Annotated in this window: 14 protein-coding genes and 1 riboswitch; of the genes, 7 read left to right on the forward strand and 7 right to left on the reverse strand. The window is 39.4% G+C overall.

Annotated elements, in window-relative coordinates:
* Nucleotides 1-5: 5 nt before the first annotated feature.
* Complete coding sequence (thiL, locus tag ACTJKC_RS08265; RefSeq protein WP_440791022.1) at nt 6-1,046, forward strand: thiamine-phosphate kinase; 1,041 nt, start codon at nt 6-8, stop codon at nt 1,044-1,046.
* A 326-nt stretch (nt 1,047-1,372) separates the two neighbouring features.
* Here thiL and ACTJKC_RS08270 read toward each other — a convergent pair whose 3' ends face one another.
* Nucleotides 1,373-2,758: a DNA recombination protein RmuC gene (locus ACTJKC_RS08270; protein WP_440791023.1), complete on the reverse strand. Its 1,386-nt coding sequence runs from the start codon at nt 2,756-2,758 to the stop codon at nt 1,373-1,375.
* Between the two features lie 118 nt (nt 2,759-2,876).
* On the opposite strand from ACTJKC_RS08270, the gene purU reads away from it, so the two are divergent.
* Nucleotides 2,877-3,716: a formyltetrahydrofolate deformylase gene (gene purU, locus ACTJKC_RS08275; RefSeq protein WP_440791024.1), complete on the forward strand. Its 840-nt coding sequence runs from the start codon at nt 2,877-2,879 to the stop codon at nt 3,714-3,716.
* Nucleotides 3,717-4,174: 458 nt separating this feature from the next.
* Here the strand turns inward: purU and ACTJKC_RS08280 are convergent, their stop codons facing one another.
* Nucleotides 4,175-4,489, reverse strand: coding sequence for a hypothetical protein (locus ACTJKC_RS08280; protein ID WP_440791025.1), 315 nt, complete (start codon nt 4,487-4,489; stop codon nt 4,175-4,177).
* An 83-nt stretch (nt 4,490-4,572) separates the two neighbouring features.
* Here ACTJKC_RS08280 and ACTJKC_RS08285 point away from each other — a divergent pair, with 83 nt between their 5' ends.
* The gene (locus ACTJKC_RS08285; RefSeq protein WP_344851359.1) at nt 4,573-5,268 is read left to right on the forward strand and encodes a zinc metallopeptidase; all 696 of its coding nucleotides are present in this window, start codon (nt 4,573-4,575) and stop codon (nt 5,266-5,268) included.
* A gap of 558 nt (nt 5,269-5,826) precedes the next feature.
* Here the strand turns inward: ACTJKC_RS08285 and apaG are convergent.
* Nucleotides 5,827-6,213: a Co2+/Mg2+ efflux protein ApaG gene (gene apaG, locus ACTJKC_RS08290; RefSeq protein WP_025141661.1), complete on the reverse strand. Its 387-nt coding sequence runs from the start codon at nt 6,211-6,213 to the stop codon at nt 5,827-5,829.
* A 35-nt stretch (nt 6,214-6,248) separates the two neighbouring features.
* On the reverse strand, nt 6,249-7,256 hold the full coding sequence (gene dusB / locus ACTJKC_RS08295) for a tRNA dihydrouridine synthase DusB (RefSeq protein ID WP_440791026.1): 1,008 nt from the start codon (nt 7,254-7,256) through the stop codon (nt 6,249-6,251).
* 43 nt (nt 7,257-7,299) lie between these two features.
* Here dusB and ACTJKC_RS08300 point away from each other — a divergent pair, with 43 nt between their 5' ends.
* Genes ACTJKC_RS08300 through ACTJKC_RS08310 form a run of 3 tightly spaced genes read left to right on the forward strand, consistent with a single transcriptional unit; the run spans nt 7,300 to nt 9,270 of the window.
* Nucleotides 7,300-8,226, forward strand: a complete 927-nt coding sequence (locus tag ACTJKC_RS08300; RefSeq protein WP_440791027.1) for a lysostaphin resistance A-like protein — start codon at nt 7,300-7,302, stop codon at nt 8,224-8,226.
* Complete coding sequence (locus ACTJKC_RS08305; protein WP_029274925.1) at nt 8,207-8,413, forward strand: putative signal transducing protein; 207 nt, start codon at nt 8,207-8,209, stop codon at nt 8,411-8,413. The genes ACTJKC_RS08300 and ACTJKC_RS08305 overlap by 20 nt, the downstream gene beginning before the upstream one ends.
* A 47-nt stretch (nt 8,414-8,460) precedes the next feature.
* Nucleotides 8,461-9,270: a phosphatidate cytidylyltransferase gene (locus tag ACTJKC_RS08310; RefSeq protein ID WP_344851362.1), complete on the forward strand. Its 810-nt coding sequence runs from the start codon at nt 8,461-8,463 to the stop codon at nt 9,268-9,270.
* Between the two features lie 111 nt (nt 9,271-9,381).
* Here ACTJKC_RS08310 and ACTJKC_RS08315 read toward each other — a convergent pair whose 3' ends face one another.
* The 3 genes from ACTJKC_RS08315 to metE all read right to left on the reverse strand — a co-directional run bounded on the left by ACTJKC_RS08315 (nt 9,382) and on the right by metE (nt 12,946).
* On the reverse strand, nt 9,382-10,050 hold the full coding sequence (locus ACTJKC_RS08315) for a class I SAM-dependent methyltransferase (protein WP_440791028.1): 669 nt from the start codon (nt 10,048-10,050) through the stop codon (nt 9,382-9,384).
* 62 nt (nt 10,051-10,112) lie between these two features.
* The gene (locus ACTJKC_RS08320) at nt 10,113-10,499 is read right to left on the reverse strand and encodes an acyl-CoA thioesterase (RefSeq protein ID WP_025141655.1); all 387 of its coding nucleotides are present in this window, start codon (nt 10,497-10,499) and stop codon (nt 10,113-10,115) included.
* A 113-nt stretch (nt 10,500-10,612) separates the two neighbouring features.
* Entirely contained in the window at nt 10,613-12,946 is a 2,334-nt protein-coding gene (metE, locus tag ACTJKC_RS08325; RefSeq protein ID WP_440791029.1) for a 5-methyltetrahydropteroyltriglutamate--homocysteine S-methyltransferase, read from the reverse strand.
* A 195-nt stretch (nt 12,947-13,141) separates the two neighbouring features.
* Nucleotides 13,142-13,346: riboswitch (cobalamin riboswitch) on the reverse strand.
* A gap of 623 nt (nt 13,347-13,969) precedes the next feature.
* Between metE and ACTJKC_RS08330 the strand changes: the two genes are divergently transcribed.
* A complete protein-coding gene (locus tag ACTJKC_RS08330) occupies nt 13,970-16,666 on the forward strand; it encodes a M14 family metallopeptidase (protein ID WP_440791031.1) in 2,697 nt (898 codons plus the stop codon).
* Nucleotides 16,667-16,735: the final 69 nt, after the last annotated feature.

Below are 16,735 nucleotides of genomic sequence, written 5' to 3' on the forward strand. Positions count from 1 at the left end.
TGAATATGTTTGAAAATAAAGAGCGTACAGATATTAATGAATTAGGCGAGTTTGGGTTAATAAAACACCTGACTACCAATTTCAAAATTAAAAATGATTATTCGGTAAAAGGTGTTGGTGATGATGCAGCCGTTTTAGATGCAAAGGGAAAACAGACCTTAATCTCAACCGATTTATTGTTAGAAGGAATCCACTTCGATTTGGCTTATGTGCCCTTAATGCATCTGGGTTACAAAGCAGTGCAGGTAAATCTGAGTGATATTTATGCGATGAACGGAAAAGCCAGTCAGATTACGGTTTCGCTAGGTTTGTCGAGTAAATTTCCTTTAGAAGCTGTTGAAGAAATTTATAAAGGGATTGAGCTGGCCTGTAACAAATACAATATTGATTTAATTGGTGGCGATACTTCGTCGAGCAAACAAGGCCTGGTAATCAGTATTACCAGTATTGGTTATGCCGATGCTGATAAAGTAGTGTATAGAAACGGTGCACAGGAACACGATTTGCTCTGTGTTTCCGGTGATTTGGGTGGTGCTTATTTAGGTCTGCAGATTTTAGAGAGAGAAAAACTGATCTATCTGGAAAACCCTCAAATCCAACCCGATCTGGAAGGAAAGGATTATATCATAGAGCGACAGTTAAAACCTGAAGCAAGGATGGATATTGTTGCACTTTTAGAAGATTTGAATATCAAACCAACTTCTATGATTGATGTTTCAGATGGTTTGGCTTCAGAAATTTTGCATCTGGCCGAACAATCAGATAAAGGAATTACTATTTACGAAGAGAAAATTCCTTTAGACCCTATGACTTATGAAACTGCCCGTGAGTTAGGTTTAGACCCAACGGTTTGTGCTTTAAGTGGTGGTGAAGATTATGAATTGTTGTTTACCATTAGTCAGGAAGATTATAAAAAACTGAAACATGATGTAGATATCACTGTGATTGGCCATGTTACCGATAAAAATTCGGGCTGTAAAATGGTTTCGAAATCAGAAAAAGTACATGAGCTGAAAGCCCAGGGCTGGAATGCTTTTAATAAATAAACTTTAGTTAAAACTACACGTCGTCATCTCGACCGCAACGCAGTGAAGCGGAGAGATCTATCTTGAGATAGATTTCTCGACTTCGTTGCACTTCGCTCGAAATGACGACTTTTTTATAAATGCCATCTTAGAAAGGAGACCCTAAAATGAATTCAGGGTGATGACTATGAGTAAAATAACAGCTCTACATCCCGAAAAATAAAAAATAGTAAAAAAATCGTCCTAAGGGTGTCAGAAAAAATTACTAACTTTGTAAGTTTTGACTATTATTTTTAATAGCATAGATTTTCTAAAAATGCGAGGCTTCGCATCGTTTTTAATAAAAGCTACAAATCCTGCGTTTCATTAAAATCGAGATACTTGGTATCGATCTGTTTGGTAGCTTTCGCACCAAGTTTTTTAATCTTTTCAGAGGTGTTTGTTAAATTTCCGGCGCCTACTGATAGTTTATTTATGGCTTTATCGTAAGCATCCTGTCCATTTTTAATGTATTTGCCAATATTTTCCATATCGGCTACAAAACCTACAAACTTATCGTACATGCTGCCGCTTAAACGGGCAATTTCCATTACATTCCGGTTTTGGCGTTCCTGTTTCCACATGCTGGCGATGGTGCGTAATGTAGCGAGCAAAGTAGATGGACTCACGATGACCACTCTCCTGTCCCATGCAAAATTGAAAAGTTCTGCATCTTTTTGTACCGCAATACTAAAAGAAGATTCTATAGGAACAAATAAGAGAACAAAATCCGGAGAATTGATTTTATATAAATCCTGATAATTTTTTGAAGACAGCTCCTGAATGTGATTCTTTATTGAGGCCAGGTGTTGTTTTAAATAGCCTTCACGCTCTTCATCGGTCTCAGCTGATACAGATCGTTCATAAGCAACCAAACTAACCTTAGCATCAACAACAAGATGTTTATCATCAGGAAGATCTATTACCACATCGGGTTGGTAGCGACTGCCTTCGGCAGAAGTATGCGAAGCCTGGATGCGGTATTCCTGATCTCTAACTAAACCTGAGCGTTCCAATACCTTTTCCAGAATAATTTCTCCCCAGTTTCCCTGTTTTTTACTGTCGCCTTTTAATGCTTTGGTTAAATTATTGGCATCTTCCTGGATGAGTTTGCTTTGAATCTGCAGTTCAGAAATCACACCTTTTAAAATATTTCTTTCATCTGATTCTGCTTTATAAACCTTTTCTACCTTATCTTCAAAGGCTTTAATGTTTTCTTTCAAAGGATTAAGGATAATATCAAGATTGGTACGGTTCTGCTCAATAAATTTGGTTGATTTTTCTTCCAGTATTTTATTGGCAATTAATTCGAAATCTTTATTCAGCTTTTCTTGCGATTGCTCATAACTTAACTTTTGTTCGGCCAGTTTTTCTTTTTCGGCAAGGTAAAATGATCTTGTGCTTTCCAGTTCACGGTTGGCATCTGCCAGGCGATCGCGTTCGGCTTGTAATTCGTCAATTAAGCGTTGCTGCTCCTGTTTAAGCAAAGTGGTAATATGTTCTTTTTCTACCGTTAAATTGGAAACGCGTTCATCGGCTTTAGCCAAACTGATTTTTAAAGCTTCATTTTCGCTTTTCATCCGCTCAAACTCTTCAACTGAAATAATAGATAGCGCAGTCTGTGGTTTCTTTAGCAATAAAATGACCAGCACAATTAAAATAACGATTAGTAAAGCAATGCCGACGATCTCCATAATGATAAAAATTTTAGCAAAAATGGAAATTTAAAATAGATATACCAAAAAAAATTAGTCAAAATGAAATAGAAAAAACCGTAAAATTTTTCTATAATTGAGCATTAGTATTTTATAAATGAACGCATTAACAATCCTTATTTCCTGTCCCGATCAGGTTGGTTTAGTTACAAACATTACCCGCGTCCTGGCTGCAAATCAACTCAATATCATCGCCATGCGTGAGTTTGTGGATGAAGCCAATAAAGCGTTTTTTACCAGGATAGCCTGTACCGGAAACCTGGAAGATGCAGATAAACTGAAGGAAAAACTTTTAGAAAATCTTCCAAATGCGGCCGAAGTAAATTTAATTACAGAACAGGAAAAGCAGATTGCTGTTTTGGTAACGAAAGAGTACCACTGTTTGGCAGAAATACTAATCAAAAACCAGTTTAAAACTTTAGGGGCCAATGTTCAATGCGTAATAGGCAATTACGAAAGTTTAAGGGATTTTACCGAAAAACTGGGCATCCCTTATTTTTATGTTGATCATAGCAATAAAGATAAAAGTGTATTCGAAGCCGAAATAAAGGAAATCATAAATCAGTTTGATGTTGATTATCTGGTGCTGGCCAAATTTATGCGGATTTTATCTGCTGATTTTGTAAAAGATTATGCAGGTAAAATCATCAATATCCACCACTCTTTTTTACCGGCTTTTATTGGTGCAAATCCTTACCGGCAGGCTTTTGAGCGTGGTGTAAAAATTATCGGTGCTACAGCCCATTTTGTTACCGACAATTTAGATGAAGGCCCGATTATTACCCAGCACACCAATCATGTTGATCATAATTTTGGCGTAAAAGAAATGGTTAGGGCTGGTAAAGAAATAGAAAAAAAAGTGTTGTTAGAAGCTTTGGAACTTATTTTTGAAGACAGGGTTTTTGTGAGTGGGAATAAAACGGTTGTGTTTAAGTAGGACGCTTAGCTATAGGCGCTTGGCGGGTTTGCGTAAACTTCTTTCCCGCATATTCGTCATTTCGACTGTAACGCAGTGGAATGCCTGCCCGTACAGGCGGGGAGAAATCTACCTCGAGATAGATCTCTCGACTTCGTTGCACTCCGCTTGAGATGACGGAAATTAAAAATATAAAAACTCTCCCGTTCTTTTCAGTTAAAAATTACAAACTCTTCAACAACAGCTCTGCCACATCTTCTCGCGTTTGTGAGCCGATGGTAACTCTCATACCATTAAACCTCATAGTACAAAACACATTTGCACGGATTTCTTTAATTAAAGGGTCGAGTATTTTTCCAACCGGCAACATCGTTAGTATGACGGTTAAAATGTTCAATTTTGGATACACTTAAGGTGGCAAAAAAACTGTCATCATTTTTAAATAATTCGTAGCCGCCATGCATTAATAATCTATGGTATTATCGCCCAGCAAATTGCGAAGTTTGACTAGGCCCTTCCCAGCGTTTTCCGATAAGTGCTGCAAGCCGATGGGTGCCTGTTATTTCTTCTCGCTCAATTGGTTCAGAAATGCTTCCGAAACAAGTAAAACCCGCATTTTTGGTACTTGCATCTGTAGGTATAAATCCTTTTTCGGGTATCGCCAGTTTTAAGGATGGAACCAATTTTTGAAGGTGAATGGCTGCGTTTAAAACAACAATACCAGTACCGATAATAATGGCATCATGGTTATAAAAAAATGATTCTTTTTTCCAGTATGAAAGCCCGGTTGGCATAGTATAAATGAACTATTTTTTAACACCTAAATAATATGGGAACGCTTTTTGATATATGCTGATTGAAAAACATACATAAGAAAATGGGAGTTTATTTAATATTAATCATCCCGGTATTATTGTTGAGCATGTTTGTACAGTGGCGCTTTAGGAATAAATTTTCTAAGTATGCCGAAATGCAATTAAGTTCAGGTTTATCGGGCAAGGAGGTGGCAGAAAGAATGCTGCATGATAATGGGATATTCGACGTGAAAGTGATGAGTACCGAAGGGCAATTAACAGATCATTACAATCCAACAGATAAAACCGTTAATTTAAGTACTGATGTTTATTACAGCCGGAGCGTAGCAGCAGCAGCTGTGGCTGCACATGAGTGCGGGCATGCCGTACAGCACGCAAAATCGTACAGCTGGCTTAATTTAAGGAGTACAATGGTGCCTGTGGTAAGTATATCGTCAAATCTTTTACAATGGGTGTTATTGCTTGGTGTAATGTTGCTGGCATTTTCTGTTACACCAATTGTTTTGGCCATTGGCGTAGTGGGATTAGCGCTTGTAACGGTATTTAGTATTATAACATTACCTGTAGAGTTTGATGCAAGTAACCGTGCACTGGCCTGGCTAAAAAATAATAACGGCGTAATGCAAATGGGAGAAGAAAACAGACAGGCTAAAGATGCGCTATGGTGGGCAGCAATGACTTATGTTGTGGCGGCTGTAGGTGCCCTGGCTAATTTGCTTTACTATGCATCGATGCTTTTTGGAAGAATAAGGGATTAAGAAATACCTAATTATGAAAAACACAGTGCGGCCGGGATAATAATCCTGGCCGTTTTTTTGAAATTATTTTAATGAAGTTTTTTTGGAAAGCAGGTTTGGTGAGAATAGGCATGCTTCGGTCCCGCTCTACGTTTTTTCCGGTGAACCTGTGAAACAAGCAAGCACACAATAAAACAGCAAGAGCAAGTGCTTAAATCGGAACCACTTCGATCGCCTGCCTGCTGCAGGCAGGGGTTTAGGTGGCAAATCTAGTTGTGCTATTTGGGGTTGCAGGGTGCAGAAGAATGATTTATACGAGTGTTTTAAGCCGTTTGATATTAGCAGAGACACAGCAAATTAAACCTGATTGTAATGGAAAGCCCACAGCGAAGCGAGGACTTGAAATGAAAAGCAGGACTAACTTTAAAATGAAATGCTTAAATTGCTTTTCTAATAGATTTGTCGTCATTTGATCGGATCCAATACCAATCGGGTGCAAGTAATGCGGTCGAGAAATCTGTCTCGAGATAGAGCTCTCCGCTCCACTTCGTTTCGGTCGAGATGACGATTTTAACCTGATTAATTTAATTTATATGGTGCTACCAATTGAAATTCGGGAATATCTACATCGAATTCAGAACCATCAATGTCGCGTTTCATGAGGTAGGTACCTTTCATGCTGCCCATATCGGTTTTGAGGTTACAGCCAGAAACATATACATGCGTTTCGCCGGGTTGGATAATGGGCTGTAAACCTACAACACCCTCTCCTTCTACCTCTCTGCGGCTGCTGTTCGAATCGAAAATTAACCACTGGCGGCGCATTAACTGTACAGCATAATCAGAAAGATTAGAAATTTCTACGCGATAAGCAAACATAAAATGCTCGTTAGCCGGATTTGAATATTCTGGCTGGTAAACTGTTTCAACTGAAACTTTAACCCCGTCTGTAATAGCTGTAACCATGATAATAACGAATGTAAGAAAAAACCTTTCAAAAATCAAGCCAGTACGCTGGTGGCATCATAGTTGGCAAATTTTTCTGCCACTTCTTCTAAAATGCTGTAAATGTTATTGATATCGGGCTCTGCCACCAGGCGCATGCGGTAAGGTTTAAAATCAGGCAGGCCTTTAAAATAGTTTGCATAATGGCGGCGCATTTCGAAAATTCCGGTTTTAGGACCTTTCCATTCCAGTGATTTATCTAAATGGGTACGGCAAACTTCTATGCGTTCTTCAATGGTTGGTCCGGCAAGGTGTTCGCCGGTTTTGAAGAAATGTTTTACCTCGCGGAAAATCCAGGGGTAACCAATAGCTGCCCGACCGATCATAATGCCATCTACTTCATATTCCATGCGCCAGTTGGCCGCTTTTTCAGGACTATCTACATCACCATTGCCAAAAATCGGGATTTTGATGCGTGGATTGCGCTTAATTTCGCGGATAAGCGCCCAATCTGCTTCGCCTTTATATAATTGTGCCCTTGTACGGCCATGTATGGTAAGTGCCTGGATGCCCACATCCTGTAGTCGCTCGGCAACTTCGTAAACATTTTTAGTGTTATCGTCCCAGCCTAAGCGGGTTTTTACGGTAACGGGCAAATGCGAAGCTTTAACTACAGCATCTGTCATTTTTACCATTTTATCAATATCTTGAAGTAAACTGGAGCCCGCACCTTTACAAACCACATTTTTTACCGGGCAGCCGTAATTAATGTCGACAAGATCTGGTCCTGCGGCAGAAGCAATTTCAGAAGCTTCGCGCATGTGTTCGATATCGCCACCAAAAATCTGGATACCGATGGGTCTTTCATATTCGAAAATATCAAGTTTTTGTATGCTCTTTGCTGCATCGCGAATCAAGCCTTCCGAAGAAATAAACTCGGTATACATCATATCAGCCCCGTTTTTTTTGCATACATAACGGAAAGGCGGATCGCTTACATCCTCCATCGGGGCCAGCAATAACGGGAACTCACCTAAATCTATATTTCCTATCTTAACAGACATTTTCTATCTTCAACGATTAATAAAACATACAAAGGTACAAATAATGAATTTTGTAACACCCATCCGCAAAGGCAGTCACCCACTTTTACAAATATTTTTACTTTGCGTTTACTGGGCAGCCGGTGCGGTAATATGCACATTATTAGGCTTTATTGTGGTTGCAATGGTTTATGGCACCTCTATATTTGGTGAATTCGGGTCAATTATGAATGGCGATCCAAAGTTTATTACAGCTTTAAAAATAATCCAGATTTCGAGTTCGATAGGGATGTTTATTTTACCTCCTATCGTTTTAGCCTACACTGAAGGACAAAAACCGGATACTTTTTATGGTTTTAAAAAGCCTACATTTCTTCCTTTTGTTTTAGTTTTTGCCATCATGGTGGTGAGCATGCCCGTAATGGAATGGGTAGCAGTTTTAAATCAAAAAATGGTGTTGCCGGAGTTTTTAAAGGGACTGGAAAACTGGATGAAAATGAAGGAACAGGAAGCCATGAAAATGACCATACAATTGATTACGGTGAGGAGTAACTGGGATTTTGTGGTTAACCTGATGATGATCGCCGTATTACCTGCAATTGGCGAAGAATTATTTTTCAGGGCCGGGCTGCAAGGCTCGTTACAAAAAATGTTGGGCAATCATCATGTGGCCATTTGGAGTGCTGCTATTATTTTTAGTGCCATACACGTCCAGTTTTATGGTTTTATACCGCGTATGCTCCTGGGTGCAGGTTTTGGTTATTTATATTATTACAGCGGAAGCATCTGGTATGCCATGCTGGCCCATTTTATAAATAATGCTTATGCAGTTTGTGCAGCATTTTACATGCAAAAACACCACATGCCACTCGATAAAGCAGATGAACCGATCGGTTTTCCTTGGTATGGCTATTTAATTAGTGCAATAATTACCATAGCTTTGTTTAAATTTTTTAAAGATAGCGCAACACGTGAGCGAAAATTGGGTTAAAGTATATACCACCAGCGATGCCTTTGCGGCCGAGGTATTAAAACAGGGATTAACAGAAGCCGGTATCCCGGCGGTAACGATAAATAAACAGCTCTCGGCATATAATATTGGCGAAATAAATGTTTTGGTAAACAAGGTCGATTTTGATAAAGCCATAGAATACATCGTTGAAAATGAAATTGAATAACGTGTTAAACATCGTCCATTTTACATCTCCCATCTTACATTTTTAGCATGAAAACCAGGGCAATAACCGCTTTCTTTTTTACCATAGTAATGCTTGGCTCTATCTTTTTAGGGAGTTATACATTTTCCATATTCTATCTTATTTTAAGTGTTTTATCTTTATTTGAGTTTTATAAACTGATTAAAAATTCTGGGATCAGGCCACACCGAAATATTGGTTTGGTTGCGGGATCTTTAATTTTTTTGATGGCTGCAGGTTTGCATTACTTAAAGTATGATGTGAAATACCTGTTGCTTTGTATTCCTTTGATTTTTTCGGTTTTTATTACGGAACTGTATAAGAAAAACAAAATTCCATTTGCCAATATCTCTTACACCTTTGTTGGTTTTGTTTATGTAACTATTCCTTTCTGTTTTTTTCATGCTTTAGGATTTTTAAAAAACTGGAACGAATATAATTTTCATTTTCCGCTGGCTTTTTTGCTGATGCTTTGGGCAAATGATACGGGTGCCTATCTTTTTGGTGTAAAGTATGGTAAAAGCAAACTGTTTGAACGCCATTCGCCAAAGAAAAGCTGGGAAGGCTTTTTTGGTGGAATGTTTACAAGTGTTTTAGTTGCTTTTGGTTTATCTTTTTTATTTACCGAAAGTCCTGCCTGGGTTTGGGCGGGCATGGCGGTATTAATTGCAAGCTTTGGTACACTAGGCGATCTGGTAGAATCGATGCTTAAACGGAGCCTGGATACGAAAGATAGTGGTGGTTTGTTGCCTGGACATGGCGGTTTGCTGGATCGTTTTGATGGCTTGTTATTGGCTGCACCAGTGGTTTATGCATATTTGTATCTGATTTTGTATTAAGTAACCACAAAGAAATGAGGTTAATATGTATAGTGCAGTCGTGCTGTTAGCGATGCAATCACTATTCTCACTAACCCTCTTTACAAACGAGGACTATACTTTTTATGAAATCTATTCGGCAGAGGCAACAACAATGTGATATTCTCTCTCTATCTGTTCCCCTGTTTTGCTTTTTACCTGTTCGGTTTTGTTAAGGATATTTTTAATTGTAAAGTCAGCATTTTTCAATAATTCTTTTACTTTTTCTACTTCATAAAGGATAAAGCCGTACGGTGTAAAAGGAAGATTTTGCATAAAACTTTTATCGGCAAAGCATAAGGACAAAATACCGTTTGGCTTTAAAGTCCGCTTAATTTCAGAGAGATATGCACCGGGGTTTTCCCAAAAATAAATGGTATTTACAGTAAAAATTTTATTGAACAGACCATTTTCGAACGGTAACTTATTGCCATCGGTTAAAGTGAACTGAACAACTCCATTATCAATAAACTCCTGATTGATTTTCTTAGCTTCTGCAATAATGGTTTCTGAAATATCAGCTCCATAATAGCTCAGCTTTTCTGCTTTTGATAATAATCGGGCAATGTGCATACCATTACCATGACCAATTTCTAAAACGAAATCATTGTTTTGAAGATTCAATGCATCAATAGCCGAGGTCGTCATCCCAATATTACTGGCATGCATCATCTCCCCTGTTTTAATGCCGTGTTCGCCTTCAGGACAGCTTAGCTGCTTGGCAATATTTTTTAAATCTTCTTCCGAATGTTGATGGCTCATAAATCAAATTTAAAGAATTAAACCTGATGATTTTTACCTCGTTTTGCTTAGAGCTTATAAAATTATTTGATTACCTGTACCGGTTTTTTGTTCTCATCGATGGCCACAAAAGTAAAATCACCATGTACGGCCAGCTCCCTTCCTTCGGCATACATCTGCTCGATATAAATTTCTACGTTAACCTTTAAACTGGTATTTCCAACATGGTTAACCTTTCCAATCAGTTCTACAATAGTTCCTGCGGGAATCGGTTTTTTAAAATCGATCCGATCGCTGCTTACCGTTACCATAATCTGACGGCTAAAACGGGTTGCGGTAATAAAGGCAACCTCGTCCATTAAATGCATGGCGGTACCACCAAAAAGCGTATCGTAATGATTGGTTGTATTTGGGAAAACGGCTTTAAAAATGCTGGTTTTAGAGTTTTCTATTCTTTCTTCTAAGGTCATGGGGTAAATATATGAGGAGTAAAAAGCTTTGACAACTTTCTAATCAGAAAGTTGTCAAAGTAAGGATTTGCTTGAAAGAAAACGATTAGCTTTTTTAGCAAAAATGAGGCAAATTAATTTGCCTGAAGATCTGCTGATAGCACGTTTTCTGCTTTACGCATCTCTTTTGCAGCTTCTACCATTTCGATCAATGCTTTTTTGGTTTCGTCCCATCCGCGGGTTTTTAAGCCACAATCAGGGTTTACCCAAAGTTGTTCTGAAGGAATAACGGCTTTTGCTTTTTTAAGTAACTGAACCATTTCTTCCCGCTTTGGCACCCTTGGCGAATGAATATCGTACACACCGGGACCGATTTCGTTTGGATATTTAAAATCGGCAAAAGCATCCAATAGTTCCATCTGCGAACGAGAAGTTTCGATGGTGATCACATCTGCGTCCATATCGGCAATATTCTGAATGATATCGTTAAATTCGGAGTAGCACATGTGCGTATGGATCTGGGTATCGTCTTTCACGCCACTGGCCGAAATTTTAAAGGCTTTAACTGCCCAGTTCAGGTAGTTTTGCCAATCTGCCTTGCGCAAAGGTAAACCCTCTCTAATGGCCGGTTCATCAATCTGGATAATTTTAATACCGGCATTTTCCAGATCACAAACCTCATCACGGATGGCCAATGCAATTTGTGTACAGGTTTCGGAACGTGGCTGATCATTACGCACAAACGACCACTGTAAAATGGTAACCGGGCCGGTTAACATGCCTTTCATGTATTTTGAGGTAAGTGATTGCGCATAAGCCGTCCACTTCACCGTCATAGGTTCAGGGCGCGAAACATCACCAAAAATGATAGGTGGTTTTACACATCGCGAGCCATAGCTTTGTACCCATCCATTTTTAGAAAAAGCGAAACCATCCAGTTGCTCACCGAAATACTCAACCATGTCGTTACGCTCAAACTCTCCATGTACCAGTACATCAAGGTCGATTTCTTCCTGCCATTTTACCGCTTTTTCGGTTTCCTGGGCAATTAAATTATCATATTCTTCAACAGTTAAACTTCCGTTTTTAAGTTTTGCCCGCCAGCTTCTTACTTCTGCCGTTTGCGGAAACGATCCGATAGTGGTTGTAGCGTAATTTGGCAAATTAAGTTCCTGTTGTTTTATTTTTCTGGCCGAAAACGGACTTAAACGTTCAGCGTCCTGCTCTTTTAGTGCTGAAACACGCGCTTTTACAGCAGGATTATGAATGATTTTAGAAACTTTACGGTTACTGATTGCAATTTTATTTTCTTCGAGTTTTTGCAGGGTAGATGCAGGGCTTTCGTTGGTGATCAGTTTTTTTAAGGTAGCTACCTCGGCAATTTTTTGCTTTGCATAAGCCAGCCACTGTTTAATTTCTGCCGACAGGTTTTTCTCGTTGGTTTCGTTGTCTAAATCAACCGGTGAGTGGATTAATGAACAAGATGGTGCAATCCATACTTTAGCCAAGCCTCTTTTTTCTACTGCCTGATTGATGATAGAAAGGGATTTTTCAAAATCATTTTTCCAGATGTTTCTTCCGTCTACCAGACCTAATGAAAGGATGGTGTCCTCTTTTAACGAAGCTAAAACATCATTTAACTGATCTTCTGCACGTACCAGGTCGATATGTAAAACATCTACAGGCAATGACGTTGTTAAAGCTAAATTATTGCCCAAACCTTCGAAATAAGTCGCTAAAACAATCTTTAACCTCGGGAAAGCTTTTCTGATTTCTTTATAAACATGCTCGTAAGCTTTTTTATCTTTTTCGGTTAAATCTAAAGTCAAAAACGGCTCATCAAATTGAACGTATTCTACATCCAGCGCATTTAAACGTGATAAAATCTCGATATAAACCGGAAGCAGATTTTTAATCAGGTCTATCTTTTCAAAGCCAGCTTCTTTTTCCTTACCCAATAAAAGATAGGAAACCGGACCAATTAGAACAGGTTTGGTGGTAATGCCCAATTGTTTAGCCTCGTAAAATTCATCGATAATTTTGGTTGAGAAAAGTTTAAAAGGCTGGTCTTTATAAAACTCCGGCACAATATAATGGTAATTGGTATCAAACCATTTGGTCATTTCCATTGCCACCACATCCAATCCTTCTTTTTGGTAACCCCTTGCCATGGCGAAATAGAGATCAAGCTCTTCGTTCCCTTTTTTCAGGATCACTTCGTTATACCTTTTCGGGATGGCCCCAAAAGTTAAGGAATGATCGAGTACATGATCGTAAAAAGAAAAATCGTTTGATGGAATTACATCAATGCCGGCTTCTTTTTGAAGTTTCCAGTTTTCGTGGCGAATGTTTTTGCCCACCTGAAGTACATTTTTGTACCCCGTTTTATCTGCCCAGTAATTTTCGCAGATTTTCTTTAATTCCCGTTGACTACCTATTCGCGGATAGCCCAGATTTTGCGTTAGCATCTCTTTTAAAGATTAAGTAAATAAATCGTTTAAAAGCCCTCAAGCAATATTTTGTAATACTAGATGTTAAAAATTAAAAGGAAAGGTTATGGCACAGCCTGCCTACTCATCAGCCAAAAGCTTAAAGCAAGCCTATAAAATTTTAATTTTATCGTGTACAATCAGACCTGACCAATTACTTTATAACGCGAAAGTACCGTCAATTCAATATAGGCAGGTCTCCTGACTTATTCCCGATCTTATCGCCTTCCCATACCGAACGGCACAGTGGCATGAATGATAAGACCGTTGTCTTTTTAGTAAAAGACAGAATTTACAGTTGCGCGACAGCTCGTGATTTGCACACGATTCCCTATTAATCCCGGGTGTAATTCCGGGAACCTGTATCGGTTGATGAAAAATAAAGTTAAGAACTTACATCAACGCAAATGTATGGATTAGGATTTAAAGATTAAGGTATTTTTGTAAGCATTGATTTTACCGCCTTTATACAAATGCTCCTTAGTTAGAGATCATGTGGACGTATTATAGTAAATATTTTTCCGCTCTATGCCGCGGAGGCATGGTACTTTAGATCGCCAAAGTACTCAAAGCGCTTCGTCAATCCAACAAAGAGCCTCCACACGACTTCTCCCTCATCAAAAAAACAACGGCACTTTGTTTTGTTAGTTGGATGCTAATTGAATGTTTTTGCAGATCTGAACACAAAACCACTGCGTTAAGGTTTGGTTGTGCTAATGGGTTCTGTCCTGCATCTGTTTTTTGATTTCCCGCTCTTGGGATTGACGACGTTCTTCGGTATAACCTGTTCGTTTTTTCAAAGTAAGCCAGCATAGTGCCTTAAAATATTTCAACGACGCGTTACATAATAAATTAGATGAACTGGCATAAACACCTATATCTATGTACATCTTTTTTATCTGTGGTTAATAATGTTTATGGAATCACTTGTAACAAATTTACAGCAAGCTGTTTTTGGATCAGATTCTCTATTATATTTGATTACCAACTAAACTCCTTATTATGATAAAAAACTACTTTAAAGGGCTCTGCATTGCTTTTTTAATGGTAAATAGTGATGCAGTGCCGGCGCAGGAGGTACCCACGCCAAAATCTCATTTCGGTTTTGATATCGGCGACGATTATCAACTGGCCAATTACACCCAAACAGAAGCCTATTTTAAAAAACTTGCTACAAGCTCTAATCGTGTTAAACTGGTTGATATCGGTAAAACCGAAGAAGGCAGAAGCCAATATATGCTGATTGTTTCTTCACCAGAAAACCTGAAGAAATTAGACCGTTATAAAGAAATTTCGCAACAGCTGGCACACGCCGAAATTACCCCTGAGCAGGCCAAGGCTTTGGCTCAGGAAGGTAAAGCAGTAGTGTGGATTGATGGCGGCCTGCATGCAAATGAGGTGGTTGGCGCGCATCAACTGATCGAAACCGTATATGAATTTGCTTCGAGAAAAGATGCCGAAACCATGCGCATTTTAGACAATGTGATCATCTTGTTTACTCACGCAAACCCTGATGGGCAGGAATTGGTAAGCAATTGGTACATGAGGGATAAAGATCCGAAGAAAAGAACCACTTCCGGACTGCCTGTTTTGTATGAGAAATATGCCGGGCATGATAATAACCGCGATTTCTTTATGCTAAACCTCAAAGAAACGCAAAACATCGGCCGTCAGCTTTTTGTAGAATGGATTCCGCAGATCATGTACAACCACCATCAGGCTGGTCCGGCCGGAACGGTTGTGGCTGGTCCGCCTTACCGAGATCCATTTAATTATGTTTTCGACCCAACAATATTAACCAGCCTGGATGCTGTAGGTGCGGCCATGCACAACCGGATGAACGTAGAAAACAAACCAGGTTATACCCAGCGTGGCGGGTCGGTTTATTCTACCTGGTACAATGGAGGCCTGAGAACTACCACCTATTTCCACAATATGGTTGGGCTGTTGACCGAAATTATCGGGAATCCTACCCCATCTGAAATTCCATTGGTTCCATCCCGTTTATTGCCAAGTGGCGATTCGCCAAACCCGATTACGCCCAGAAAATGGTATTTTAAAAACTCGATCGATTATTCAGTTTCTTTAAACTACGCAGTTTTAGGTTATGCACAGCGTTACCGTGATGAGTTGCTGTTTAATATTTACCAGATGGGCCGGAATTCGATTGAACGAGGTAAAAAAGATACCTGGTCTTTCTCTCCAAAGAAAATTGAAGCCATTAACAATGCAGCTAAGGGTGAAAAAGGTGCTCCGGTTGCTGGTGGTGATGCTGATTTTGGACCAAGAAGGCAAATCAGCATGAAAGCTTTTGATACGGTGATGAAAGCGCCTGCAAACCGGGATCCACGCGGCTATATTTTAAGTGCCGATCAGCCCGATTTTAATTCTGCCATTAAATTTTTAAATGCATTGATCAGAACAGGAATTGTGGTTCAAAAAGCAACAGCTTCATTTACAGTTGCGGGTAAAAATTATCCGGCCGGAAGTTATGTGGTAAAAACCGATCAGGCTTTCCGTCCGCATGTTTTGGATATGTTCGAACCACAAGACCATCCAAATGATTTTAAATACGAAGGTGGTGCACCCATTCCGCCTTATGATGCCGCCGGCTGGACTTTGGCATACCTGATGGATGTGAAATTTGACCGCATTCTGGACGATTTTTCAGGTCCGTTTGAGAAAAATCCTTACGGAGAATTATTAAAACCAGAAAATAAATTACCAAATGGATCGGGTTATGTGTTAAGCGCTGCACAAAATGATTCTTACACCGCAATTAATGATTTATTGAAAAACAAAGTTGAGGTCTATCGTTCTTCCGAAAATGGCGATTTTTATGTTTCTTCAGCAGGAAAATCAGTATTGGAAAAAGCAAATATCAAATTAAAAACGGCGTCGGCTCCGAAAAATAAAATCAAGGTATCTACAGCCAGAATTGCCCTTTGGGATACTTATGGAGGCTCGATGGCGTCGGGTTGGGTTAGGTTTTTAATGGAGCAGTACCACTACAATGCCACAGTAATTTATCCGCAGGATATTGATGCCGGAAATTTAAAATCTAAATACGATGTAATTGTTTTTGTGGGAGGCGCCATACCATCGGTGCAGGGTGCAGGTGGAGGAAACCGTTCTTTCGGGCCAAAGGCAGACGAAATTCCCCAGGAATTCAGAAACCGTTTAGGAAGAATTAGCGCTGATAAATCGATCCCTGAATTAAAGAAATTTTTAGAAGCCGGGGGAAATATTGTAACCATAGGCAGCAGTACCAACCTGGCTTATCACTTAAATCTTCCGGTAAGAAATGCAATGGTTGAAATTATAAACGGTGAAGAAAAAAGATTGCCTGCCGAAAAATATTACGTTCCCGGAAGTGTGTTAAATGTAGGTGTAGATACCGCTTTACCAACAAACTGGGGAATGGAAAAAGAAGCCGATGTTTATTTTGACAACAGCCCGGTTTTTAAACTGACCGGAGATGCCATTGCTTCAGGCAAGATTAAACCTTTAATGTGGTTTGAAAATGCAACACCATTGCGCAGCGGCTGGGCCTGGGGACAGGCATACCTGCAGGATGGGGTAACGGCCTTTGAAGCAAAGGTTGGAAAAGGCAAGTTGCTTGCTTTCGGACCGGAAATAGCTTTCAGGGCGCAAACTCATGGTACTTTTAAACTGATATTTAATCAGTTATACAAGTAATAAAGTATTTGTAAATGAGAGCCGCTATCCTGAACGATAGCGGCTTTTTACTTTGCTCTTACCATAGCC

Source organism: Pedobacter sp. 22226 (assembly GCF_052045455.1).
GTDB lineage: Bacteria > Bacteroidota > Bacteroidia > Sphingobacteriales > Sphingobacteriaceae > Pedobacter > Pedobacter jeongneungensis.